18 protein-coding genes and 2 tRNA genes are annotated in these 25,135 nt (G+C 65.1%); 14 read left to right on the forward strand and 6 right to left on the reverse strand.

Features of this window, described 5'->3' with window-relative positions; all coding sequences use genetic code 11:
- Positions 1 to 3: 3 nt before the first annotated feature.
- On the reverse strand, positions 4 to 804 hold the full coding sequence (gene gloB / locus AC56LV_RS04535) for a hydroxyacylglutathione hydrolase (RefSeq protein WP_499556779.1): 801 nt from the start codon (positions 802 to 804) through the stop codon (positions 4 to 6).
- 26 nt (positions 805 to 830) lie between these two features.
- On the opposite strand from gloB, the gene AC56LV_RS04540 reads away from it, so the two are divergent.
- The 6 genes from AC56LV_RS04540 (at position 831) to AC56LV_RS04565 (ending at position 5,509) form a co-directional block, all read left to right on the forward strand.
- Entirely contained in the window at positions 831 to 1,619 is a 789-nt protein-coding gene (locus tag AC56LV_RS04540; RefSeq protein WP_499556235.1) for a class I SAM-dependent methyltransferase, read from the forward strand.
- A 42-nt stretch (positions 1,620 to 1,661) separates the two neighbouring features.
- On the forward strand, positions 1,662 to 2,126 hold the full coding sequence (gene rnhA / locus AC56LV_RS04545) for a ribonuclease HI (RefSeq protein ID WP_499556236.1): 465 nt from the start codon (positions 1,662 to 1,664) through the stop codon (positions 2,124 to 2,126).
- A gap of 71 nt (positions 2,127 to 2,197) precedes the next feature.
- Positions 2,198 to 2,899: a DNA polymerase III subunit epsilon gene (dnaQ, locus tag AC56LV_RS04550; RefSeq protein ID WP_499556237.1), complete on the forward strand. Its 702-nt coding sequence runs from the start codon at positions 2,198 to 2,200 to the stop codon at positions 2,897 to 2,899.
- An 82-nt stretch (positions 2,900 to 2,981) separates the two neighbouring features.
- Positions 2,982 to 3,056: transfer RNA gene (locus tag AC56LV_RS04555), tRNA-Val, on the forward strand.
- Positions 3,057 to 3,188: 132 nt separating this feature from the next.
- A tRNA-Val gene (locus AC56LV_RS04560) sits at positions 3,189 to 3,263 on the forward strand.
- 278 nt (positions 3,264 to 3,541) lie between these two features.
- Entirely contained in the window at positions 3,542 to 5,509 is a 1,968-nt protein-coding gene (locus AC56LV_RS04565; RefSeq protein WP_499556238.1) for an MHYT domain-containing protein, read from the forward strand.
- 26 nt (positions 5,510 to 5,535) lie between these two features.
- Here AC56LV_RS04565 and AC56LV_RS04570 read toward each other — a convergent pair whose 3' ends face one another.
- Positions 5,536 to 7,509, reverse strand: coding sequence for a GGDEF domain-containing protein (locus tag AC56LV_RS04570; RefSeq protein ID WP_499556239.1), 1,974 nt, complete (start codon positions 7,507 to 7,509; stop codon positions 5,536 to 5,538).
- Positions 7,510 to 7,973: 464 nt separating this feature from the next.
- Here AC56LV_RS04570 and bcaP point away from each other — a divergent pair, with 464 nt between their 5' ends.
- From bcaP to cphA (AC56LV_RS04590), 4 genes are all read left to right on the forward strand, one after another.
- Positions 7,974 to 9,374, forward strand: coding sequence for a branched-chain amino acid transporter BcaP (gene bcaP / locus AC56LV_RS04575; RefSeq protein WP_499556240.1), 1,401 nt, complete (start codon positions 7,974 to 7,976; stop codon positions 9,372 to 9,374).
- A 114-nt stretch (positions 9,375 to 9,488) separates the two neighbouring features.
- Entirely contained in the window at positions 9,489 to 10,115 is a 627-nt protein-coding gene (locus tag AC56LV_RS04580; RefSeq protein WP_499556241.1) for an isochorismatase family protein, read from the forward strand.
- Positions 10,116 to 10,247: 132 nt separating this feature from the next.
- Positions 10,248 to 11,702, forward strand: coding sequence for an iron-containing redox enzyme family protein (locus AC56LV_RS04585; protein WP_499556242.1), 1,455 nt, complete (start codon positions 10,248 to 10,250; stop codon positions 11,700 to 11,702).
- A gap of 90 nt (positions 11,703 to 11,792) precedes the next feature.
- Positions 11,793 to 14,426, forward strand: a complete 2,634-nt coding sequence (cphA, locus tag AC56LV_RS04590) for a cyanophycin synthetase (protein WP_499556243.1) — start codon at positions 11,793 to 11,795, stop codon at positions 14,424 to 14,426.
- A gap of 410 nt (positions 14,427 to 14,836) precedes the next feature.
- On the opposite strand, the gene cphA (AC56LV_RS04595) is transcribed toward cphA (AC56LV_RS04590), so the two are convergent.
- The 3 genes from cphA (AC56LV_RS04595) to AC56LV_RS04605 are packed head-to-tail and all read right to left on the reverse strand — an operon-like array spanning position 14,837 to position 19,211.
- Positions 14,837 to 17,425 carry a cyanophycin synthetase gene (gene cphA / locus AC56LV_RS04595; protein WP_499556244.1) on the reverse strand — a complete coding sequence of 863 codons (2,589 nt, stop codon included), beginning with the start codon at positions 17,423 to 17,425 and terminating at the stop codon, positions 14,837 to 14,839.
- Positions 17,422 to 18,291, reverse strand: a complete 870-nt coding sequence (locus AC56LV_RS04600; RefSeq protein ID WP_499556245.1) for a cyanophycinase — start codon at positions 18,289 to 18,291, stop codon at positions 17,422 to 17,424. The genes cphA (AC56LV_RS04595) and AC56LV_RS04600 overlap by 4 nt, the downstream gene beginning before the upstream one ends.
- Before the next feature lie 8 nt (positions 18,292 to 18,299).
- A complete protein-coding gene (locus AC56LV_RS04605; protein WP_499556246.1) occupies positions 18,300 to 19,211 on the reverse strand; it encodes an isoaspartyl peptidase/L-asparaginase in 912 nt (303 codons plus the stop codon).
- Positions 19,212 to 19,414: 203 nt separating this feature from the next.
- On the opposite strand from AC56LV_RS04605, the gene AC56LV_RS04610 reads away from it, so the two are divergent.
- The 4 genes from AC56LV_RS04610 (at position 19,415) to AC56LV_RS04625 (ending at position 24,400) form a co-directional block, all read left to right on the forward strand.
- The gene (locus tag AC56LV_RS04610; protein WP_499556247.1) at positions 19,415 to 20,680 is read left to right on the forward strand and encodes an Hsp70 family protein; all 1,266 of its coding nucleotides are present in this window, start codon (positions 19,415 to 19,417) and stop codon (positions 20,678 to 20,680) included.
- A 39-nt stretch (positions 20,681 to 20,719) separates the two neighbouring features.
- Positions 20,720 to 21,379 carry a 3'-5' exonuclease gene (locus tag AC56LV_RS04615; RefSeq protein WP_499556780.1) on the forward strand — a complete coding sequence of 220 codons (660 nt, stop codon included), beginning with the start codon at positions 20,720 to 20,722 and terminating at the stop codon, positions 21,377 to 21,379.
- 108 nt (positions 21,380 to 21,487) lie between these two features.
- Entirely contained in the window at positions 21,488 to 22,135 is a 648-nt protein-coding gene (locus AC56LV_RS04620; RefSeq protein ID WP_499556248.1) for a tetratricopeptide repeat protein, read from the forward strand.
- A 93-nt stretch (positions 22,136 to 22,228) separates the two neighbouring features.
- Complete coding sequence (locus AC56LV_RS04625; protein ID WP_499556249.1) at positions 22,229 to 24,400, forward strand: prolyl oligopeptidase family serine peptidase; 2,172 nt, start codon at positions 22,229 to 22,231, stop codon at positions 24,398 to 24,400.
- 79 nt (positions 24,401 to 24,479) lie between these two features.
- Here the strand turns inward: AC56LV_RS04625 and AC56LV_RS04630 are convergent, their stop codons facing one another.
- Positions 24,480 to 25,055: a helix-turn-helix domain-containing protein gene (locus AC56LV_RS04630; RefSeq protein WP_482898654.1), complete on the reverse strand. Its 576-nt coding sequence runs from the start codon at positions 25,053 to 25,055 to the stop codon at positions 24,480 to 24,482.
- Positions 25,056 to 25,135 lie beyond the last annotated feature (80 nt).

The raw sequence follows: 25,135 nt of genomic DNA on the forward strand, positions 1-25,135 counted from the left end.
GCGTCAGAACGTATTCTTCCACTCCCGCAGCGCTGTGAACACTTCGAGCGGCGCTGCCCCTTCAGTCACGCGGCTGGCAGCGATCAGGCTGCGCACGATTGGCGCGCTCGTCGTGCGCAGGAACGGATTGGTGGCTTTTTCCAGCGCAATCGTCGAGGGGATGGTCGGCTGGCCGGCAGCGCGGCTGGCCCCATCGGCTTGAACGCGCGCAGCCAGTGCCGTGTTGCCGCCATCGACGGCCTGCGCGAATGCGAGGTTCGACATCGTGTATTCGTGCGCGCAATACACCAGCGTCTCGTCCGGCAACTGCGCCAATTGCTCCAGCGACGCGGCCATCTGCGCCGGCGTGCCTTCGAACAGGCGTCCGCAGCCGGCCCCAAACAGCGTGTCGCCGCAGAACAGCCAGGGCGCGTCCGCATCGCGTCGCACATAGGCAATGTGCCCCAGCGTATGGCCCGGTACATCCAGCACATCGAGCGTCAGGTCAATGCCCGGCACGGTAATGCGATCGCCCTGCGCCAACGGGTGCGTCACGCCATCGATGCCGTCGTTCTTCGGGCCGAACACCGGCACATCCCATTCAGCCAGCAGGGCGGGCACGCCACCGATATGGTCAGCATGATGATGGGTGAGTAGAATGGCAGTCAGGCGCAGGTCGTGCGCGGCCAACGCCGCGCGTACCGGTGCTGCGTCGCCCGGGTCGACGATGGCTGCATGGGTGCCGTCGTGAACCAGCCAGAGGTAATTGTCTTTGAAGGCCGGCACTGTCATTACCGACAGGGCCGGCTGCCGTGGAGGTGTCATGGTCATGTGTATGGTCAAGAGGTGGCATGGATAGCGCTGCCGAGAAATCCATTATAGCGCTCGACAACTGGCTGCAATCGCCAGCCGGCGCGTACGTGCGCGCATTCGAGCAAGCCTGCCTCGAGGAACTGACGGCGGATATTTTCGGCTACAACGCGCTGCAGATTGGCGTGCCGCAGCTCGATGCGCTGGCCGCTAGCCGCATGCCCAACCGGTGGCAGGTGGCCACGCGCACGTCGAATGCGGACGAGCTCGCGTTTGCCTCAAGCGGCCGCCAGATCGCCGCCGCGGCCGACTTCGCCGAGCTGCCATTTGCGTCGAGCAGCATCGACCTGGTCGTGCTGCCGCACGTGCTCGAGTTCGCTGCAGAACCACACCAGGTCTTGCGCGAAGTCGAACGCATCCTGATTCCCGAAGGGCAGGTCATCATCTGCGGCTTCAATCCGGCCAGCCTGTGGGGCATGCGCCAGGGGATCGGGCGGGTCACGCGCAATGGCTACTTGCCGGACACGGGCGAATTCATTTCTATGCCGCGCCTGAAAGACTGGCTAAAATTGCTCAACCTGAGCGCGACGCGCAGCCACTTCGGCTGTTATGCGCCACCATGCCGCACCGCCCATTGGCTCAGCCGCTTTGCGATGATGGAATCGGCCGGCGGGCGCTGGTGGCCATATCTTGGCGCCGTCTACGTCGTGCATGCGATCAAGCGCGTCAAGGGCATGCATCTGATCGGCCCCGCATGGAACAAGAAAACCAGCAAGCGGCCGGCGGCAGTGCCGGCGGCAAACCGCATTGAACGAATAGAAAGTGATTAGCAGGGCATGAGCGACTTAACGAACGAAACAACGACTGAGGCAATGACTGAAGCAAAGAGCGACGTCAACCCGACCCGCGTCGAGATTTTCAGCGACGGCGCCTGCAAGGGCAATCCGGGCACGGGCGGCTGGGGCGCGCTCCTGGTGTCGAACGGGCACGAAAAGGAAATCTTCGGCGGCGAACCCAACACCACCAATAACCGCATGGAATTGCGCGCCGTGATCGAAGCGCTGGGCGTGCTGAACCGGCCATGCGAGGTCGTGCTGCACACCGACAGCCAGTACGTCCAGAAAGGCATCTCCGAGTGGATCCACGGCTGGAAGGCGCGTGGCTGGAAGACGGCGGCGAAAGAGCCCGTCAAAAACGAAGACCTGTGGAAGGCCCTTGACCTGGCCCAGCAGCAGCACGCCGTCGAATGGCGCTGGGTGCGCGGCCACAATGGCCACCCGGGCAACGAGCGTGCCGATGTGCTGGCCAACAAGGGCGCTGCATCGGTACGGCGCTGAGCAGCCGCTGCTGAGCATCCCGCCGCCGCAGTTGTTATACTGCGCCCGCACCCACTTTGAAGAATTGCACCATGCGTCAGATCGTTCTCGATACCGAAACCACAGGCCTGAACCCCCGCACCGGCGACCGCGTCATCGAAGTCGGCTGCGTTGAAATTTTCAACCGCAAGCTGACCGGCAATAACTACCACTGCTACATCAATCCCGAGCGCGAGTCGGACGAGGGCGCGCTGGCCGTGCACGGCCTGACGACCGAGTTCCTGAGCGACAAACCGAAGTTCCACGAGATCGCGCACGAACTGCGTGACTTTGTCCAGGGCGCGCAGGTCATCATCCACAACGCGCCGTTCGACCTGGGTTTCCTGAACGCCGAGTTCACGCGCATGGGGCTGCCGCCGTTCGTCCAGTATTGCGCCGGCGTCATCGACACGCTGGTGCAGGCGAAAGAGCTGCATCCCGGCAAGCGCAACTCGCTCGACGCGCTGTGCGACCGCTACGACATCTCGAACGCGCACCGCAAGCTGCACGGCGCGCTGCTCGATTCGGAATTGCTGGCCGATGTGTACCTGGCGATGACGCGTGGCCAGAATTCGCTGACCATGGATGTGGAAGAAGAGACGAGCAACGACGGTGAGGCGCTCGAGATCGTGCCGCTGGGCGAGATCATCGTCGTGGCGGCCAGCAGCGATGAACTGGCCGAGCACGATACGGTTCTGGCTGGCCTGGACAAAAGTGTGAAGGGCAACTGCGTCTGGCGGACTTACGGGGCCTGATTAAGTGAGCTGATTAAGTGAGCTGATTGCGCGGCGCAGGGGTGACGCCAAGAAAATTCTGTGCCATAATATGCCTCGCTTCGGGAGGTTAGCTCAGGGGTAGAGCACTGCATTCACACTGCAGGGGTCGCAAGTTCGAAACTTGCACTTCCCACCAAGAATTTGCAAGGCCAGCAGAGATGCTGGCCTTGTTCGTTTCTGTGCAGGTTTTTACGGTGCGCCAACCGGATGCACGCAGTCGATTGCCATTTGGCATAATTTATCGGCTGTGGCATAATACGGCCTCGCTGGGAGGTTAGCTCAGGGGTAGAGCACTGCATTCACACTGCAGGGGTCGCAAGTTCGAAACTTGCACTTCCCACCAACGAATATGGTTGACCAAAAAGGCTTGCACTTTACTGTGCAAGCCTTTTTTGCATTGTGCATCCCCCTTCGCGCCGATTAGCCTGTCAGCCCGCCGACCGTCACGCATGTTTTTGACATGCGTTATTGTCACAAAAACGCGGTCAAACAGGTCGCAAGACGACCGGAATCCAACCGCGCCCGTGGCTTCGCCCTGTACACTTGTCGTACAACCACGCGGCATACACCGTGCCTCCAGGCACGTGCCGGCGTCCGAAACACTCAAGCAGCGAAGCTTTCATGGTGAATGGGCATTACCAACCCTTGCTGGTCGTCGTCTCGATTCTGGTCGGCATACTTGCGTCGTACACTGCACTGAGTCTGGCCATGCGCGTCAGGCAGGCGCAGCGACGTACACGGTATGTCTGGGTGGCCGGCGGCGCCATGGCCATGGGAAGCGGTATCTGGGCCATGCACTTCGTCGGGATGCAGGCGTTTCGCCTGCCGCTGCCGATCGGCTACGACACCACGACGACCTTCGTCTCGTGGCTGTTGCCGGTGGTGGCGTCTGGCCTCGCGCTCTGGCAATTGCGATACCACACGGTGCGCCCGCGGCATCTTGTCGCCAGTGCGCTGCTGATGGGCCTTGCCATCAATGCCATGCATTACACCGGCATGGCCAGCATGCAGATGCATCCTGCGATCACCTATTCGCCTTGGCTGTTCGGACTCTCGGTCGCGATCGCGATCGGCGCGTCGGCGCTGGCGCTGCAGATCGGCATGCGCATGCAGGAGGGCGCCCGCTCGCGCCGCACGCTGCAACTGGCGGCCAGCGTCGTCATGGGCGGCGCGATCGCCGGCATGCACTACACCGGCATGGCCGCCGCGAACTTTGCGCCGGGCAGTGTCTGCGGCGCGGCGCTGGTGGGCGTCGACCAGGATTACCTGGCGGCGCTGGTTACGGTCACGACGGTGGCGCTATTGAGCATCACGCTGCTGGCAACGATTTTCGACGCGCGCCTCGAGGAGCGCAACCAGACGATTGCCGCCTCGCTCGTCGCCGCGGCCGAGCGTCAGAAGCTGTTCCTGATCGAGCAGCAGGCGCGGCTCGACGCGGAAAATGTCAGCCAGATGAAGGATGATTTTTTGGCCACGCTGTCGCACGAGCTGCGCACGCCGCTCAACGCCATGCTCGGCTGGTCGCAATTGCTGTTGCAGGGCGGGCGCGATGACGCGTCGCTCAAGCGCGGCCTTTCCACGATCGAGCGCAATGCGCGCGCGCAGTCCGAACTCATCGAAGACATGCTCGACATGAGCCGCCTGCTGGCCGGCAAGGTACGCATCGATACCGTGCCACTGTCGCCCCCTGACTTCATCAACGTTGCGCTCGACACGACGCGGCCGGCAGCCCTGGCGCGCCAGGTGACGCTGCTCGCAGATCTCGACGCCGGGGCTGGGCGCATCCTCGGCGACAGCGGCCGTATGCAGCAGGTGATGGTGAACCTGCTGTCCAATGCCATCAAGTTCAGTGAGCCGGGCGGCGTCGTGACCGTGACGCTGCGCACCCTCGCGGACGCCAGCGTGATCACCGTGCAGGATACCGGCGCCGGGATCCCGGCCGCGTTCCTGCCATTCGTGTTCGACCGCTTCCGCCAGGCCGATGGCTCATCTTCACGGCGCCATGGCGGCTTGGGCCTTGGGCTGGCCATTGCGCGCCAGCTGATCGACTTGCAGGGTGGTACGCTGAGCGTGGCCAGCGCGGGCGAAGGGCAGGGGGCGGCCTTCACGCTGCGCATGCCGCTGGCAAGCGGTTGCGCCCCGGCGCCCGCCGCGGCGGCGCCTGCGCCAGGCTTGCCGCTGACGGCGCTGGCGCTGCAGGGCCTGACAGTACTGGTGATCGACGACGCGCTCGATTCGCTCGAACTGGTGCAGGCCGTGCTGGCGCCCAGCCAGGCCAGGATACTGACCGCCACCGGCGCCCAGGAAGCGCTGCACCTGATCGCGCTGTACCGGCCCGACCTGATCATCAGCGACATCGGCATGCCGGTCATCGACGGGTTCGATTTCATTCGCAAGGTGCGGGCCTTGCCGGATCGCCTGATCGCCAGCGTGCCGGTGATCGCACTGACCGCGTTTTCGCGCAAGGAAGACGAACAGAAGGTGCTGGCGGCAGGATTCGATGAATTTCTGGCCAAGCCGCTGGTGCCGGCGGCGCTGCTGCAGACCGTGGCGGCCGTCAACGCGCGCCGCACCCCGCTGCCGGTCTAGGTCCAGGTCCAGGCCCAGGTCTACCTTCAGGCTGCCACGCCCGGCAACACCAGGTCGAGCTCGAGGGCGCCTTCCGGGCGCCGCAGGCCGGCCACGATATACGCGCGGTTGCGGCCTGCTTCCTTGCCCTTGTACATGGCGCGATCGGCCAGCGCAATGGCTTGCTGCCAATCCATCGACGGCGCTGGCAGCTCATCTTCATCGGTGGCAAACGGCAGCGCCACGGCGCCGGCCGTGGCGCTGATGGCCAGCAGTGTGCCGTCCGCCAGCAGGACCGGGGCGCTCGCCAGCGCGTCGAGGATGCGCTGCACCAGCAGCGGCCGTTGCGCCGGCGTGACGCCCTGCGAATACACGAGGAATTCTTCGCCGCCCCAGCGCAGCACCATGTCCGACTCACGCAGCGTGGCGCGCAGGCGCTTGCCCACTTCGACCAGCACGGCGTCGCCGGCCGCGTGGCCGTAGTCGTCGTTGATGCGCTTGAAATGGTCGATGTCGAGCAGCGTGAAGCAGTCTGCGGCGTCCGGCTGCGGCGCCGCTTCGCCGGTGCGGCTGCGCATGCGGTCCTGAAACGAGCGCCGGTTGTGCAGCCCGGTCAGCGGGTCGTGCGCCGAATGGTGGGCCAGCTCGGCGTTCAGTTCCGACAGGCGCTGGCCGGTACGTTCCGATTTTCGATACAGCCACAGCACGCCGGAGCACAGCAGCAGCGCCAGCGCGGTCCCCAGCGATGCGGCCGTCTGGATCAGCGTGCGGTGACGCAGTGCGGCGTCCTTCGCGGCGTTTTCCAGGCGCAGGCTGTCGATCTGGGCCACGCGCTCGCGCGACTTGAACTGTTCTTGCAGCGCCGAGATCGCCTTGTTGCGGTCATTCAGCGCCAGTTGCTGCATGACCGTTTCGCGCTCGCGCAGCGTGGCAAGCGCTTCCTTGAAACGGCCAGCCCGCTCCAGTGCCTGGCTTTTTTCGGCCAGAATGCGCCCCAGCGTGGACAGGGCCCCGGCGTGGCGCATGGCCGCGCTGACCTCGTCGACCAGGTGCATGCCTTCCTGATAGCGGCGCTGGCCGAACAGCGCAAAGCCCAGGTTCGCTGTTGCCATCTGCAGGCTGATCCTGTCTTCGCTGTCTTTAGCAGGGGTCAAGGCGGCGCGCGCGGCCCTTTCGGCCTCGGCGTAGCGGCCCAGCTTGAGGTAGGCGTTGGCAATATTGCCCAGCACATTGGCCTGGACCGACAGCAGTTGATGCGTTTGCGCCAGCCCGAGCGCCCGCTCGAGCGCCACCAGGCCGGCATCGGGCTGGTCTTGCGTAATGAGCGCACGGCCTTCGAAGAACGACGCCGCCGCATCCAGCCGCGGCGGCAGGCTTGCCTTGCTGGCGCGCACTTCGCGCAGCACCTCGAGCGCGCGCACGGGATCGCGCGCGTTGACGTACATGCGCGCCATGGCCAGCAGGATATCGGCTTTGCGCGGACTCCACAGGTCGGGATGGTTGTTGACCAGCTCGAGCGCGGGCAGGAAGCGCTGCAGCGCGCGATCGTACTGGCCGACGGCGCTGAAGGCGGCGCCCTGGAGTGCATCGAACCCGGCCTTGAATTCCAGACTGTCGAGATCACGGTAGCGGGCGCCCAGCGTTTCCAGCAAGGCCAGCGCAGCGGCGGGATCATTGTTTTCAATCAGGCGAACCACGCGGCCCAGGCTGGCCAGTGCCAGGTTGCGTGAATCGTGCGCGGTCGTGGCCAACTTGATGATCTGTTCGTTGGTCTCGTACGCTTCGCGGAAATTGCCGCCATCGACCTGTACCCGGCGCAGCAGGAACAGATACCGGATCCGCACCGCATAGGACGCGCCGGCGATCAGTGCCGGGCCTTCCTGCACCAGCAGGGTGCGGGCCTGCCCATGATGTTGTTCAGCGATGACGGCAATGTCCTCGAGGCGCGAAGCCGGATGCGGCGCTGCCAGTGCGCCGCCGAGCACCAGTGTGACGCTGCAGGCTACCAATGCGCGGCGCATTCCAGTCCGCAGTCGTGGCCGCAGTCCGGTCTGCCTCGAGGCGTGCGCGAGCAGTCCGGTAATCAAGTGTCCTGAGGTGACAATCATGGCGGGGGACAGCGGTGTCCAAACGGCGGGAGGCGGCCCATGCGAGCTGGGGCGGTGGCTACCACCCATTATCGAATGTTGCACTTGGGAAATCAAGAGCGCTCGACGCGGGCGCGCTGTTTACGCAACGCTTGTCGGATTTGCCAGCAGGCACGTAAATTGCACTTGTTTCCGCAGATTGCTTTGATTCGAGACAACATTCTGGTTATATTGGCACACCTGCAAAAAAGCTGGAGATGACAGGTACAAGCAGCAGCGGTTTCAAGGTCAGGCAAGCCGGCCCACCAGGCAGGATCCCGGGAGTGCGCCCGCCCATCAGGCAGGCGCAGTAATGACAAGACGCGGGACCACACCATTATTTGATTGGAGAACACGTAGTGAGTATTTTTAGAACCAAGAATCTGGATGCGATGATCGCCGCAAGCGCCAAGCCGGGCGGCCTCAAGAAAGTGCTCGGCCCGACCGACCTGATCCTGCTCGGCATCGGCGCCATCGTCGGCACCGGTATCTTTGTGCTGACCGGCACCGGCGCCGTCACGGCCGGCCCCGGCCTGTCGCTGTCGTTCGTCATCGCGGCCATGGCGTGCTGCTTCGCCGCGCTGTGCTACGCCGAATTCGCCTCGACCGTTCCGGTCGCTGGTTCCATCTATACCTACAGCTACGCCACGCTGGGCGAATTCGTCGCCTGGATGATCGGCTGGGACTTGCTGCTCGAATACGGCCTGGCCACATCGACCGTTGCGGTCGGCTGGTCGGGCTATTTCCAGTCGCTGCTGTCGGGCTTCGGCCTGGTGCTGCCTGATGCGCTGACCGCCGCCCCCGGCGCGCGCCCCGGCGTCGAGACCCTGTTCAACCTGCCGGCCTTCCTGATCATGATGGCCATCACGTTCCTGCTGTCGCTCGGCATGCGTGAGTCGGCCCGCCTGAACAACGTGATGGTGATCATCAAGATCAGCGTCGTGCTGCTGTTCATCGCGGTCGGTGTGGGCCACGTCAAGCCGGAGAACTGGCAGCCGTACATGCCATACGGCATGACGGGCGTGATGAGCGCTGCCGCGCTGGTGTTCTTCGCCTTCATCGGCTTCGACGCCGTCACCTCGGCTGCCGAGGAAGTCAAGAACCCGGCGCGCGACCTGCCGATCGGCATCATCGGTTCGCTGATCATCTGCACCATCCTGTACGTCGTGGTCGCCGCGATCATGACCGGCATCGTGCCGCACATGAACTTCAAGGGCGTCGACCATCCGGTGTCGCTGGCGCTGCAGGTGGCTGGTGAAGACTGGGTCGCCGGCTTCGTCGACCTGGCCGCGATCCTGGGCATGAGCACCGTGATGCTGGTGATGGCGTATGGCCAGACCCGCATCCTGTTTGCGATGTCGCGTGACGGCCTGATGCCGGCGCGCCTGTCGAAGGTGCACCCGAAATACGGCACGCCATTCTTCGCGACCTGGCTGGTGGGCATCATCTTTGGCCTGATCGCTGCCGTGGTGCCACTGACGGTGCTGGCCGAGCTGGTCAATATCGGCACGCTCGCCGCCTTCACGCTGGTCTCGATCGCCGTGATCGTGCTGCGCAAGAAGCGTCCTGACCTGCCACGTGCGTTCCGTTGCCCGGCCGTCCCGCTGATCCCGATCCTGGCGATCATCTTCTGCCTGGTCTTGATGTCGTTCCTGAGCTGGCATACCTGGGTCGCGTTCGCGATCTGGCTGTCAATCGGCGCGATCGTCTACTTCGGCTATGCACGCAAGCACTCGCTGCTGAACAACACGCCGCAGTAAGGCACCACAATAAGTTGCATGTTTTGCGCCCCTGCCAGCACGGGGGCTTCATGGTAGGCTTTCGTTGGCGACGCTGTCATGGCGTCATGTGAACGAACAGCAAAGGAAACAACCATGAGTGCCATCGTGCTGGGTGGGGGCGACGCCCTCCTGATCGTCGACCCGCAGGTCGACTTCCTTCCCGGCGGCAGCCTGGGCGTCCCGCAAGGCGACGCCGTGCTGGCCCCGATCAATCGCCTGATCGACCTGTACCGCACGCATGCGCTGCCGGTGTATGTGTCGCGCGACTGGCATCCTGCATTGCATTGTTCGTTTGCCGACCAGGGCGGCCCGTGGCCCGTGCACTGCGTCGCAGGCAGCGATGGCGCGCGCTTTGCCGACGCGCTGCAGCTCGGTGATGCCGTGGTCGTCTCCAAGGCGACCACCGTCGATGTCGATGCCTATTCGGCCTTCAACGGTACTGGCCTGGCCGCCACGCTGCGTGAGCGCGGCATCCGGCGCCTGACTGTGTGCGGCCTGGCAACGGATTATTGCGTGCTCAATACGGTGGTCGATGGGTTGGCGGCAGGGTTCGAGGTGTTGCTCGCGACCGAAGCGATGCGCGCGGTAAATGTCAATACGGGTGATGGCGCGCGTGCGCAGGCGCGCATGCTCGATGCCGGTGCCGTACCGGTGCAACTGTCGGGCACAGGCCTGGTTGCAGACCCGGTTGCACACTTGACTCTGGGCGCAGCAGCGTGATTACCTGCGTCACTCGATAATATTTTTGTAATCCCTATCTTACAGGCTCACAGGGCGCCTACCGATTTTCTTGACACGGTTCAGCACGGATAATGCATCACCGTCCATAGAACGCATTTCAAGAATCGAGACATGAGCCCAATGCTGTTAGCCGACGCGCCAGGCGTCCACCACGCGCCACTGCCTACCGGGCAGGGTGCGCGGAATCTGTATTTCTCGCTGTATGCCGATCCGGCAGCGCAGCCCGACGTCGCCAGGGCGTTTGTCGATGACCAGCTCGTGCTCGCGCGCGAGCTGCCGGTCGACCTGCCATCGAATATCAATGACCTGCAAGCGTGGATCGAAGAGCGCGCCGACATCGTCGGACAGGAATACCGCGAATACCTGGCTGCGCGCAAGAATGGCGCGCCGCGCCGCTACTTCAGCACCCGCGCCCATGCGCTGTACTTCATCAAGGGCGTGGCCCCGACCAAGCTGGTCGACGGCGCCTGGCTGTATGGCCTGGTGCGCCAGTGGGACGACGTCGCATTCCACCCGCTGATCAAGACGTATCTCGAAGAGCTGGGTGACGGCTTGCCGGACAAGAACCACGTCACGCTGTACCGCAAGCTGCTGGCCACGCACGGCTGCGACAGCTGGGCAGGGCTGAGCGACAGCCATTTCCTGCAGGGCGCGCTGCAACTGGCGCTGGGTCACAACGCCGAACATTACCTGCCGGAGATCATCGGCTACAACCTCGGCTACGAGCAATTGCCGCTGCACCTGTTGATCACGTCCTACGAGCTCAACGAGCTGGGCATCGACCCGTATTACTTCACGCTGCACGTGACGGTCGACAACGCCGGCAGCGGCCATGCCCGCAAGGCGGTCCAGTCGGTCCACGATCTGATGCCGCGCGTGGGTGATCGCGATGCCTTCTGGCAGCGCGTGGTCAATGGCTACCGGCTCAATGAGCTGGGCGCGAGCACCACGTCGGTGATTGGCGAGTTCGATCTGCAGGACGAGCTGGTCGACATCATGGCGGCCAAGAGCATCGTCGGCAAGAACATGCACTCCGACTACTGCCGTGTGGCGGGGCGCTCGGTCAACGACTGGCTGGCCGAACCTGCGCGGATTCCCGCTTTCCTGGCCGCGCTCGAAGAAGCTGGCTGGATCAAGCGCGGTGAAGCGGTCGAGCACAGCCGCTTCTGGCGCCTGGTCGAAGGCGAGCGCGCCGAGATGTTCGGTGTCTTCAATGCCTACGAATTGCAGGTGCTGCGCGACTGGATCACGAGCCACCCGGACGGCGGGCAGGCCGCCGGCCCGCGCGTGCTGACCGCCCGGGCGCGCCAGCGCACGCTCGACCAGCACGGTCTGGGCACCGAGCGCGGGACCGCATTCCCGGTGCGTGGCCTGATCCGTCGCCACACGGGCGCCGATGCGCAAGATACAGGCAACGAGCTGCGCGTGCTGGAACAGCAAGTCGCGGCCAGCAGCGGCAAGCAGGAGGCCATGGCGCTGCTGGCGCGCCTGTTGTCGCCGGAAGTGCATCACACCACGGTGGGCCTGATGGCTACCCGGATGTACACGCAACTGTTCGACGCCTGAGGCGTCCGTACAGTGCACAAAGCGGCCGGTACACGTAGAGAGCGTGTGCCGGCCGTCGCTTCATCAACACCATAACAAGGGAACACCAACGTGCAAATCCTGGAACAACGCTTTCTGCGCGGACCGAACGTCCACGCCGATTCACCCTGCCTGCTGTCCGTCGTCGATCTGGAAGACTTGTACGGCCTCTCGACGCGGGATATCCCTGGCTTCAACGATGCGCTGCTGGGCCTGCTGCCGGCACTGCGCGGCGAGCGCCTGTCCGATGGCGCCCCGGGCGGCTTCGCGCAGCGCCTGGTGGCCGGCACCTACCTGGGTCGCGTGATCGAAACCGTCGCCCTCGAGCTGCAATCGCTGGCCGGCGCGCCCGCCACCTTTGGCCGTACGCGCCCGGTGAATGGTCATCCGGGCCAGTTCCGCGTGGTTGTCGCGTACACCTGCGAAAAGCTGGCCGAGCCGGCCTTCGAGCTGGCGGTCGACCTGGTGACGGCGCTGGCACGCGGCGAAGCGTTTGCACTCGAGCCGCGCCTGGAAGAACTGCGCGGCATCGCCGGGCGCTACGTCATCGGCACCAGCACCGCGGCCGTACTGGCGGCGGCGCACGAGCGGGGCATCCCGACCCAGCGCATCACCGAAGAGGCGAACCTGTTCCTGCTCGGCTGGGGCGTACGGCAAAAGCGCCTGCAAGCGACGACCACGGGCGAGACCAGCTTCATCGCGGTCAAGATCGCCAGCGACAAGCAGTTAACGAAAGCGTTGTTGAAGGAAGCCGGCGTGCCGGTGCCCGAGGGCGACGTGGTCACCACCGTTGAGGCAGCGCAGCGCGTGGCGCGGCGCCTGGCGGTGCCGGTCACGCTCAAGCCGCTCGACGGCAATCAGGGCAAGGGCGTCACGGTCGCCTGCGCGACACCGGAAGACGTGGCGCTGGCGTTCGAATTTGCCCGTGGCTTCGGCCGGCGCGTGATCGTCGAACGCCATGTCGAAGGACGCGACTACCGCGTGCTCGTGGCCTGCGGGCGCGTGGCGGCCGCCTCATGCCGCCGCCCGGCGCATGTTGTCGGCGACGGCAACCTGACGGTCCGCGAACTGGTCGAGATCGAAAACGCGAACCCTGCGCGCGGCGCCGGGCATGCGACCATCCTGACCCGCATCACCCTTGACGAGCACGCGAACGACATGCTGGCGCGCCAGGGTTTCGACCTCGACAGCGTGCTGCCGGTGGGCGTCACGGCCGAACTGCGCGGCAATGCGAACCTGTCGACCGGCGGCACCGCCGAAGACGTGACCGACCAGTTGCCGGAATCGACACGCCTGCTGTGCGTGCGGGCCGCCGCCAAGATCGGCCTGGACGTGGCCGGCATCGACATCGTGTGCCAGGACATCGCGCAGCCGCTCGCAGCGCAGCGGGGCGCCGTCATCGAAGTGAACGCCGCACCGGGCATCCGCATGCACCAGTACCCGAGCGCCGGTGAACCGCGCGATGCAGGCGACGCCATCGTCGAAGGCTTGATGGGCAATACGGACGGGCGCATTCCCGTCATCGCACTGACCGGCACCAACGGAAAGACCACCACCACCTTGCTGGTCGCGCACGCGGCGCGCATGGCAGGCAAGGTGACGGGCGTGACGACCACCGAGGGCGTCTTCATCGACGGCAAGCAGGTCGTCAAGGGCGATTGCACCGGCTACTGGTCGGCGCGCACGGTGCTGGGCGCACCGGAAGTCGAGGTCGCGGTGCTGGAAACGGCGCGTGGCGGCATCCTCAAACGTGGCCTTGCGTTCGATCGCTGCGACGTCGCAATCGTGCTGAACATCGCGGCCGATCACCTTGGCCTGGATGGCGTCGACACGATCGAGGATCTGGCGCAGGTGAAGGCCGTGGTGGCACAGTCGGCCTCGAAGGCCGTTGTGCTCAACGCGGAAGACGCGCTGTGCGTGCAGATGGCGCGCCGCATCAAGCCGGGCGCCGAAGTGCTGTTCTTCTCGATGGATCCGGAAAGCCCGGTGATGCTCAAGCACCTGGAAGACGGCGGGCGCGGCGCGTATCTGCAGGATGGCGCGGTAGTGCTGGCCGATGGCCACAGCCAGCAAGCGCTGCTGCGGGTGGAAAGCATGCCGATCTCGTTCGGCGGACTGGCACGCTTCAATATCGCCAATGCACTGGCCGCCGCCGCTGGCCTGATGGCCGCCAACTTCAACCACCTGCACATCGCCGCCGGCCTGTCGACGTTCGTCTCGAACGGCCGCACGAATCCGCTGCGCACGAACATGTTCGACGTGCGCGGCGTGACGGTCATCGTCGACTATGCGCACAACCCGGCCGCCTACGCCGCCATGGCCGACATGGCGCGCGGCATGCTGCCCGGCCAGTTGATCGGCATCGTGACGGCGCCCGGCGACCGCCGCGACACCGACCTGGAACAGGTTGGCCGCGTCTGCGGCGAGCGGTTCGACGAACTCGTGGTCTACGAATCGCAAAGCCGCGGCCGCGAACCCGGCGAAGCGGTCGACCTGATCCTGTCCGGCGCCGAAGAAGTGGTCGGCATCAGCGACACGCTGCACCGCGAGCTCGACGTCGGCAACGCTATCCGCCTGGGCCTCGACCTGTGCAACCCCGGCGACGTCCTGATCTTCGCCTGCGGCTCATCCCTGCAAGTGTTCATCGACGCCATCCGCGTCACCGACCCCGAAAGCGCAGCCCTGATCGCCGCCCAAACCGCCTAACCCGAAGATCACGAACAATTAGGGTCAGAGTAGAATTATTGAGCAATTGCTCCGGATTTAGACGGACTCAGCCAATTGAGTCCGTCTAATCTGGAAAAGTAATCAAACAATTCGACACTGACCCTAATTGTTCAGTTTCTAATTGCAAATCTGAGGCAAAAGATTTAATCAGGGTCAGAGTAGAATTGTTGGGCAATTTCTCCCGAGTGAAGCAGTCTCAGCTTATACAGGCTTGCCTATTCGAAAAAGTTATCAAAGAATTCGACACTGACCCTAATTGTTCAGTTTCTTTGGGTAGAGCCCTAGTGCAATGATTAACTGGGGTCAGTGTCGAATTGTTGGGTAATTGATTCGGGAGCACTGACGGTGTGTAAAAAAACGGCCCTTTTGGGGCCGTTTGTCGTTGGGGATTAAATTGCGGCGGCTTCGATTTTATTAGCCAGGTCCGGACGGGTGGGGCGGAGGGCTTCCGTGAGTTCGGAGATGGATGAGCCGCAGCCGAAGACCAGGACGTCGCCCGGGACGCAGCGTGCCAGGCCAAGCCGGATGGCGCAGTGGACGTCGTGCTCGATCTGCAGGTGGTCTGGCGCAATCTTTGCCAGCTGGGCGCCGCGGGCGATGAGTCTTGCGGATTCACCCTTTGCGCGGCCGCGTGCTTCGCTGTCGTAGACGACCAGTTCGTCGAAGCCGGCGGCGCAGGTGCGGCCGATGTCGATCAGGTCGGCGTCGCGGCGGTCGCCCGGGGCGGCTACGACGCCGACCAGGCGGCCGGCCGTCATGGCGCGCGCCATCTCGGCCAGCGCGGCGTAGGCGGCGCAGTTGTGGGCGTAGTCGACGACGACCGTCACGCCGTCGACGTCGTACAGGTTCGAGCGCAGCGGATTGTGCTTGTTGTCCGAGACAAACCCGCGCAAGCCGGCGGCGATGTCACGGTTGCTGAAGCCGCTGGCCATCAGCGCTGCCACTGCCGCCATCGCGTTGGCGATGTTGTAGCGCGCACGACCGCCCAGCGACACGGGCATGTCGCGCACGTCGAGCAAGGCCTCGTGCCGCACGCCCCCAGCCAGTACGATGGTCGAATCCTGCAGGTACACGCCGCGGCCACCATGTTCGATGTGCGGCACCAGTACCGGGTCTTCGGCGTCGAGCGCGAAATAGATGATCTCGACGCCGTCGGCCAGCGTGTCCGCCATCTTTACGCAAAGGACGTCTTCGGCATTGAGCACCACCGCGCGCGTCGCCCTGGCCGCGACGACCGCCTTGACCCTGGCCAGATCCTCGATCGTGTCGATGCCATCCAGCCCCAGGTGATCGGCCGAGACATTCAGCACCACCGCCACATCGCAGCGGTCGTAGGCCAGGCCCCGTTTGAGGATGCCGCCGCGCGCCGTTTCCAGCACGGCGAAATCGACATCGGGCGATCCCAGCACGCTGCGTGCCGAGTGGTAGCCGGTGCAGTCGCCTTCATAGGCCAGCTGCCCGTCCAGGTACACGCCGCTGGTCGTCGTGACGCCGGTACGCAGTCCGGCCAGCCGTACTACGTGTTCGATCAACAGGCTGGTGGTGGTCTTGCCATTCGTGCCCGTCACGGCGACCACGGGAATGCGGCCGTCGTCGGCCCCGAACAGGGCTTCGACGATCGCGTCACCCGCATCGCGCGGCGCGCCGCGGCTCGGATACTGGTGCATCCGGATCCCCGGCGCGGCATTGACTTCGATGACGCCGCCGCGCTGATCGCGCAAGGGCAGGGCGATGTCGTCGCAGATGATGTCGATACCCGCGATGTCCAGGCCAATCGTGCGCGCAGCGCGGATGCAGATGTCGCGCGTTTCACCCGGCAGCAGGTCGGTCACGTCTTCGGCGGTGCCGCCGGTGGACAGGTTGGCGTTGCCCCGCAGGTCGGCGCCGATGCCGGCCGTGAGCACCGTATCGAGCTCGTAACCCTGGCTGGCCAGCGTCTCGAGCGCCAATGCGTCGAGCGGAATTTTTGTCAGGATATTCGTGTGCCCGTCGCCCCGGGCTGGATTGCTGTTTTCACGCTCGACCAGCGCGCGGATCGTCGAGTGGCCATCGCCCGTCACGCCAGGCGGGCGCCGCCACGAGGCAGCGGCGATGCGGCCGCCCGTGACCAGCACGCGGTAGTCGCGTCCCCGTAAGTACTGCTCGACGATTACACGGCGACCGTGTCGCCGCGCGTGCTCGAATGCCCGTTCGACGCTGTCCGGCGTGGCGCAATCGACTGTCACGCCCTTGCCCTGATTCGCGTCCAGCGGCTTGACGACCACCGCGCAGCCCAGCCGGCGTGCGACGCGCTGGGCGGCCACGCTTGTGGTCACGACTTCGCCACGCGGCACCGGCACGCCGGCCTGTGCGAGCAGCGTCTTGGTCAGGTGCTTGTCGCTGGCGATGCTCACCGCAATCGAATTGGTGGCGCCGGTGATCGTCGCCTGCAAGCGCTTCTGGCGGCTGCCCCAGCCCAGCTGGAACAGGTTGGTGTCATCAAGCAGCCGCCGCGATGGAATGCCGCGCTGGTGCGCCGCATCGAGCACGGCGCCGGTGCTGGTGCCGATCGCATGCGCCGAAGCGATCTCCCGCAACGCCGCGACAGCGGCATCGAGATCGAATGCTTCATCGCGCGTCAGCGCGGCCAGCAGCTTGACGCCGGTGCGCAGCGCTTCGCTGGCCACCTGCTCGACGCCATAGCCGCACAAGATGCGGCGGCGTTGCTCGTAACCGAGCACTGCCAGCGTCGCACTGTGCTCACCCGGGATGCCCGCCAGACGCTGAAGTTCCATGATGGCCGGTTCCAGCGCATCGACGGGCAGCGCATCGTCAGACAAGCGCACGGCCGCCGCAGCGGGCAGCTCCGGCAGCAGCGCCAGCAGGCGCGCACCGAAGCCACGCCCCTTCGTAGTCAGGTTGTCGACCACCGCCATCAGGCACGGCGTCCCGGCATACAGGTTCGGGCCCCGCAGCAGGCGCTTTTCGATCACTTTCATGAGAGAGGCGTACGCTTCGTGACGATCTGCAGGAAGTCCAGCAGCGAAGCCGGAATGCGCCTGCCGACCTGTTCGTCGCCAATCGGCAGTGAATACTTGGCGCCGGCAGGCAGCAGGTGCAGGCGCACGTCGATCAGTTCCGGGATGGCCCGGTCCTTGATCTCGGCGACGTTGCTGCTCATCGAGCGGCCATCGACGACGGTCACCGCGCCTTCGCCCAGCACCTCGATGCCCACGCCGCGCTCGATCACGAGCGCCGTGTCCTCATCGATGCCGATGCCTTGCAGGTAAGGGTTCTGCGCGACGATCGACAACAGGCGCGACAGACGCTGGCGCTCCGAGAAATGCTGGTCGACGACCACGCGGTGCAGAAAGCCCAGGCCCGCGCCCAGGCTAACCGAGCCTTTTTCGGGCAGCAGGTCGGTGCGGCCCTGCGCGAGCATGTGGCCGGACATGGCGGATGCACCGGCGCTGGTCCCGCCAATGGTGGCGCCGCGCACCTTTAGTGCGGCGTGCATTTCGGCGTCCAGCGCCGTGCCACCGATCAGCGCGAGCAGGCGTTTCTGGTCGCCGCCCGTCATGAAGATGCCATCGGCTTCGGCGACCTGGCGCACGAAGTTCTCGTCGTTGGCATCGTCGCGGCTCGTGATTTCGAGGTGGCTGTGGCGCGTTACGCCAAGCGAGCCGAAGGCGTCATCGTAGATTTTCCACATCTCGTCGGCGATCTGGCTGGCGGCCGTGATCACGACAATGCGTGCGTCGACGCCGCCGGCCAGTTCGACAAAGCGCGACAGGATCTGCATGTCGTGCTGGCGGTCTTCGTGGCCGCCGATGATGACGAGGTGGCCGTTGCGCGGTGCGTTCATTTCCTGGGTCATCGTTGTACCATTTTCGAAGTAGGCATATCACTATTGCTGAAGGCGCCGGCGTCCGTGCGGCTCACCGCAATCAGGCCGACCTTGATGTCCGGGGTGAACAGGGCGACGCCACGCTGCAGCGCATCGGCCAGCGGGATGCCATCGGCAATCCAGCCGTACACGGTACGCGCCAGCAGATGGCGCACGATCTGCTCACCGATGCCGGTGGCGGCGACGGCGCCTTCCGGGCCGGCAAAAAAGCCGCTGCCGATGATCGGCGCATCGCCGACGCGGCCCAGCAGGGCCGGCGCCGAGCCGCCGCTCGAACAGGCCACGGCAAAGTGGCCATCGGCGCCCCGTACGACGGCGCCAACGGTGTCGCAGGCCACGCCTGCAGGCAAGCACACCGGCGTATTGTAATTCCAGTAGTGCTCGATCAGATTGCGGTCCAGGCCCGGCATCACCGGCATCGAGCCAGCCAGTTGCGCCAGCAGCTTGCGGTGCGCCGTGCGCTGGCGTTCTGTCACCGGGGCCGCGTCCGGCATGCCGATCGTGCGCGCGAAGCGGCTCGCACCTTCGCCGACGAGCAGCCAGTGCGGCGTGTCGGCCACCGCGTGCGCCAGGCGCACCGGGTTCTTCACCGACTGCACGCAGGCGACGGCGCCGAGGCGGCCGCGCGTGTCCATGATCGCCGCGTCCATTTCGACCGTGGCGCCATCCAGGCCCAGCACCGAGCCGCTGCCCGCATTGAAGCGGCCATCATCTTCCATCGTGGTCACGGCGCCGATGGCGGCGTCGAGGGCATCGCCATTGATTTCCAGTTGCGCCAGGGCGCGGCGCGCGGCGAGCACGCAACCGTCTTCATGGTCGCGCGACGTGCCGGCGCCGCCGTGAACGACAACGGCGCCAGCGTGGGGGGTATTGCTCATGCGGTCAATCTTTCTGCTTTATTGTTGTCGTGGCCAGCGTACAGCGCCGGCAGTGCATTGCCGGGCGATTATCCGGTGTTCACCAACCACACCATATCGGTACGCCTGCCGCCTCCCTGTAAGAGCTTGCTTACAGCGGGAAGCGGCGAAGCGATACTTGACGGAATCTGTTACCATACCGCCCCTTCAAGATAAAGGTTCCTATGGTGCACGCTTGCGGCGTTGACTTCGGCACGTCAAATTCCACGGTCGGCTGGTATCGGCCCGGCATGATGCAATCCGCCCCGACGGCGCTGTTGACCCTCGAGGACGGCAAGCCCACGCTGCCGTCGGTGGTGTTCTTCAACGCCGACGACGACCGCGTCAGCTATGGCCGCGCCGCGCTTGCCGAATATCTCGAAGGCTACGAAGGCCGCCTGATGCGCTCGCTGAAAAGCCTGCTGGGCACGAGCCTGATCGACGGCCAGACCGAGGTCGCGGGCCGTTCGGTGTCGTTCCGTTCGCTGCTGGCCCAGTTCATCGGCGAGGTCAAGCACCGCGCCGAAACACAGGCCGGCCAGCCGTTCGAGAGCGCCGTGTTCGGGCGCCCCGTGTTCTTCATCGACGACGACGCCCAGGCCGACCAGCTGGCCGAGGATACACTGCTCGACGTGGCGCGTTCGGTCGGCTTTCGCGACATCGGTTTCCAGTACGAGCCGATCGCCGCCGCCTTCGACTACGAATCGCGCATCGACCGTGAAGAACTGGTCCTGATCGCCGACATCGGCGGCGGTACGTCCGACTTTTCGCTGGTGCGCCTGGGCCCCGAGCGCGCCGGCCGGCCCGACCGCCGCGACGACATCCTGGCCAATGGCGGCGTGCACATTGGCGGCACCGATTTCGACAAATACCTGAGCCTCGCGAGCGTCATGCCGCTGCTCGGCTATGGCAGCAAGCTGCGCTCGGGCGCCGAGATCCCGTCGAGTTATTACTTCAACCTGGCCACCTGGCACACGATCAACCAGGCCTACACGCGCAAGAGCGTGACGCAACTGGCCGACCTGGCGCGCGACGCGGCCGAACCGGCCCGCATCGCGCGCCTGCAGAACCTGATCGAAGACCGCGCCGGCCACTGGCTGGCGATGCAGGTCGAGGGCGCCAAGATTGCGCTGTCCGACGCCGACATGGTCAATCTGCAGCTCGACCGCCTGTCGCCGCCCGAGTCGCTGGACATCGCGCGCGCGCAGTTCGAAGCGGCCATCGCGCAGCTGGTCGAGCAGGTCGCCACCACCGTCGGCAAGTTGTTCGCCGATGCTGGCGTGCGCCCTAGCGATGTCGACACGGTCTTTTTCACCGGCGGTTCGAGCGGCGTGGGCTTGCTGCGCGCGCGGATTGGTGCAATGGTGCCGGATGCGCGCCGCGTCGAGGGCGACCTGTTCGGCAGCATCGGCACCGGGCTGGCGCTCGACGCGCTGCGCAAGTTCGGCTGACACCCCGCTGGAAAAGCACACAAAGGAGCAAGGATGAGTATGTACGACCGACCGCTGGTGATGCTCGACTTCGAGACCACCGGCCTGTCGCCCGACATGGGCGACCGCATCACGGAAGTGGCGGCACTGCGCATCGTTGGCGGCGAAGTGACCGAGCGTTATGTCTCGCTCGTCAATTGCGGCGTGCGCGTGCCGTCGTTCATCACGGCCCTGACCGGCATCACCCAGCAGATGGTCGACAGCGCGCCGCCTTCGCACCAGGTCGTGCCCGAGCTGCTCGACTTCATCGGCGGCGACGTGCTGTCGGCGCACAATGCCAGCTTCGACGAAAAATTCTTGAAGGCCGAAGGTGCGCGCCTGGGCCGCACGACGCAGCACGTGGGCCTCGTGTGCTCGCTGAAACTGTCGCGCCGTCTGTTCCCCGGCCTGGTTAGCTACAAGCTGGGCCAGCTGTCGAGCCAGCTTGGCATTCCCTTTGTCGGCACCGCCCACCGGGCCGAGGCCGACGCCCAGGTCGCGGCCGACGTGCTGCTGCATGCTGCGCGGCATCTTGGCCGCACCTGCGGCATCGAGCGCGTCGAGCCGAGTCTGCTGGTCTCGATCAACAAGGTTGCTGCCGCCAAGATCCCGGTATTTCTCGAAAAATATGCGGCCACCGTGCGCGAACGCCGGATGGCAGCTGCAGCTGATTGCACCTGAAGCGCTGATTGCGCGCTCGCAAACCGCGCAGCGCCGATCTACTTAAACTTTTGGCAATGGAATCGGTCGCAAGTGCGGCCGTTCGCACGACTTGCCGAAAGGATCTGGATGAGCTCCGACCATGCCGCCCGCGCCGGCGCCGCCACGTTCTCCTGGTACCACCGCGCTGCCTGGCAAGGCAACCCGTACGCCCAGTTCAACCTGGCCCAGCTCTACCTGCGCGGCCACGGCGTCGAGCGCGACGACGCGCAGGCCGCCGCCTGGCTGGCGCGCGCCGCCTCGCAAGGCCTGGCCTATGCCCAGAACCATCTCGGTGCCTTGCACTACAGCGGCCGGGGCGTGCCGCCCGACCACGCGCTCGCTGCACGCTGGTTCCGCCGCGCAGCGCAGCAGGGCGATCGCTCGGCGCAATACAATCTCGGCCTGCTCTACCGCAAGGGCCGCGGCGTGACCCTGTCGCATCCCACTGCACTGAGCTGGTTCTACCGGGCGGCCGAGCAGGGCATGGCGCGCGCACAGGCGCAGCTGGCACACGGCTATCTGCATGGGCTGGGCGTCACGGTCAGCCATCCGCTGGCGATGGCGTGGTACCGCAAGGCCGCACTGCAGGGGCACGTGGCCGCGCAGGTCCAGCTGGCGCATATGTACGCGCGTGGCCTGGGCGTGACGGCCAGCAGTGCGCGCGCCCTGTACTGGTACCGCCATGCGGCGGGCGCCGGCAATCCCGTGGCCAGGCGCGCCCTTGACCTGATGTAGGCGCCGCCGGCGGGCGGTTTGCACTGTTGTCGTTTCGCGCTATGATGCCCTGCGGCCACAAGCCGACCTCATCATTCACAGACCGAGAACAACATGCACATGAAACTTGCCACGCTTGCCGCCGTGTTGGCCACGACCTTCAGCGCCAATCCGGCGCTCGCACAAAGCTGTTCCACCCAAGGCACCGGGCCGACCTATCCGGTGACGAAGAAAGTCGACCAGACGGACAATTACCACGGCACCGTCGTCGCCGATCCGTACCGCTGGCTCGAAGACGCCAACAGCGCCGAAACGAAGATGTGGGTCGACGCCCAGAACAAGGTCACCCAGGCCTACCTGGCCGCGATCCCGCAACGCGAAGCGATCCGCCAGCGCCTGACGCAGTTGTGGAACTACGAGCGCTATAGCGTGCCGGGCAAGGAAGGCGGCCGCTACTTCTACACGCGCAACGATGGCCTGCAGAACCAGGCGGTCCTGTACACGCTGAAAAACCTGAATGACGAGCCGCGCCTGCTGCTTGACCCGAACAAGCTGGCCGCCGACGGTACGGTCGCCCTGGCCGGCGCCGAAGTGAGCCCCGACGGCAAGCTGCTGGCCTACAGCATCGCCGCGTCGGGCTCGGACTGGAACGAAATCAAGCTGCGCGACATCGAGACCGGCAAGGACCTGCCGGACCACATCAAGTGGGTCAAGTTCTCGAGCACCGCCTGGACCAAGGATGGCAAGGGCTTCTTCTACAGCCGCTACGACGAGCCGAAGGAAGCGACCAAGCTGGCCGACGTCAACTACTTCCAGAAGCTGTACTACCACCGCATCGGCACCCCGCAAAGCGCCGACACGCTGGTATACGACCGCGCCGACCAGAAGGAATGGGGCTTCGGCGGCCAGACCACGGACGACGGCCGTTACCTGATCATCACCACCACCAAGGGCACGGCGCCAAAGTACCGCGTGTCGTACAAGGATTTGTCGAAGCCTGACGCGAAGGTGGTCGACCTGATCGACAACTTCGACGCCGGCTACGACTTCATCGACAACGTCGGCAGCGTGTTCTACTTCAGCACCGACCGCAAGGCGCCCAAAAAGCGCGTGATCGCGATCGACGTGAGCAAACCTGCGGAGGCCAACTGGAAAGAGGTCGTTGCCGAAAGCGCCGACACGCTGGCCGGCGCCGACATCGTCAACAACCAGCTGGTGCTCGAATACCTGAAGGATGCCCGCAGCGTCGTGCGTGTGGTCTCGCTCGACGGCAAGCCGGTGCGCGAGATCGCGCTGCCGGGGATCGGCACCGTCGCCGGCCTGTCGGGCAAGCGTGGCGACACCGAAACCTTTTACTCGTTCACGGGGTTCACCAATCCGACCACGATCTACCGCCTGAACATGACCACCGGCCAGAGCACCGTCTTCCGCCAGCCGAAGGTCGCGTTCAATCCGGCCGACTATGAAACGCGCCAGCAGTTCTACACGAGCCGCGACGGCACCAAGGTCCCGATGTTCATCGTGTCGAAGAAGGGCCTGAAAATGAACGGCCAGAACCCGACCTATCTGTACGGCTATGGCGGCTTCAATATCTCGCTGACGCCCGCCTTCTCGCCGGCCAATCTGGCGTGGATGGAAATGGGCGGCGTGTATGTCGTGGCCAATCTGCGCGGTGGCGGCGAATACGGCGAAGCGTGGCACCAGGCGGGCACCAAGCTGCAGAAGCAGAACGTGTTCGACGACTTCATCGGCGCGGCCGAGTGGCTGGTGGAGAACAAGGTCACGTCGCCACAGAAGCTGGCCATTGGCGGCGGCAGTAACGGGGGCCTCCTGGTCGGCGCGGCAACGACGCAGCGCCCGGACCTGTTCGCGGCGGCGATTCCGTCGGTGGGCGTGATGGACATGCTGCGCTTCCACAAATTCACGATCGGCTGGGCCTGGACCTCGGACTACGGTTCGTCCGAGAACCCGGATGAATTCAAGGCGCTGGTCAAGTATTCGCCGCTGCACAACCTGAAGGCCGGTACCTGCTACCCGGCGACGATGGTGACGACGGCCGATCACGATGACCGCGTGGTCCCGGCGCACAGCTTCAAGTACGCCGCCGCTGCCCAGGCGGCGCAGGCCGGCAGCGCGCCAATCCTGATCCGCATCGACACCAAGGCGGGTCACGGTGCGGGCAAGCCGACGGGCAAGCAGATCGAGGAAGTGGCAGATCGCTGGGGCTTCCTGTCGCGCGAGTTGCACATGAATGACGCCGCCGTGACGGCCGCCGGCGCCAAGTAATACCGGGCGCATGCAAACATGGCCGCCGGAGCGATCCGGCGGCCATGTTGTTTTGTGCAGCCGCTGCCTGGGGCTTACACTATCGGTGCACGACCACCAGCACCGCCTTGGCCTCGGTCTTGCCCGTATTGCGGATCACATGATTCTGGTCGGCCGGGTAGCGCGCCGTCGCGCCGTGGCGCACCTTTTTCTTCTCCGGTCCCACTTCCAGCTCCACAGTCCCCGTGATCACCGTCAGGTGTTCACCCGTCCCCGGATCATGCGCCTGCGACGCCAGTTCGCCACCGGGCGCCAGCGTCAGCTCATACCATTCATACTTGCCTGCCAAATCCATCGGGCCGAGGATGCGTAGCGAATAGCCGGCATGCGCGCCGGGCAGGGTGGGGATTTCGTGCGCGTCCACCAGCCGGATAAGCTCCGTCGGGCGCACTTCGGACGACAGCAGTTCGCCAATCTGCACGCCCAGCGCATTGGCCAGGCGCCAGGTGATGGCGATGGTGGGGTTGGCTTTTTCGCGTTCGATCTGCGACAGCATCGATTTCGATACGCCGGCAATGCGCGACAGGTCTTCCAGCGTCAGGCCACGGGCCAGGCGCAGGCGTTGCAGTGTGGCGCCGACTTCGGGTGGCGCGTTGTTGGTTGAAATTGTATTCATTGCCGCATAAGGTTATAAGGGCCGGCTTGCCAAGTCGATTGGGCGCGGGTAATATCCACTATATTGAATCTTTGTTCGAT

The sequence above is a fragment of the Telluria sp. RB2R28 genome, assembly GCF_059685835.1.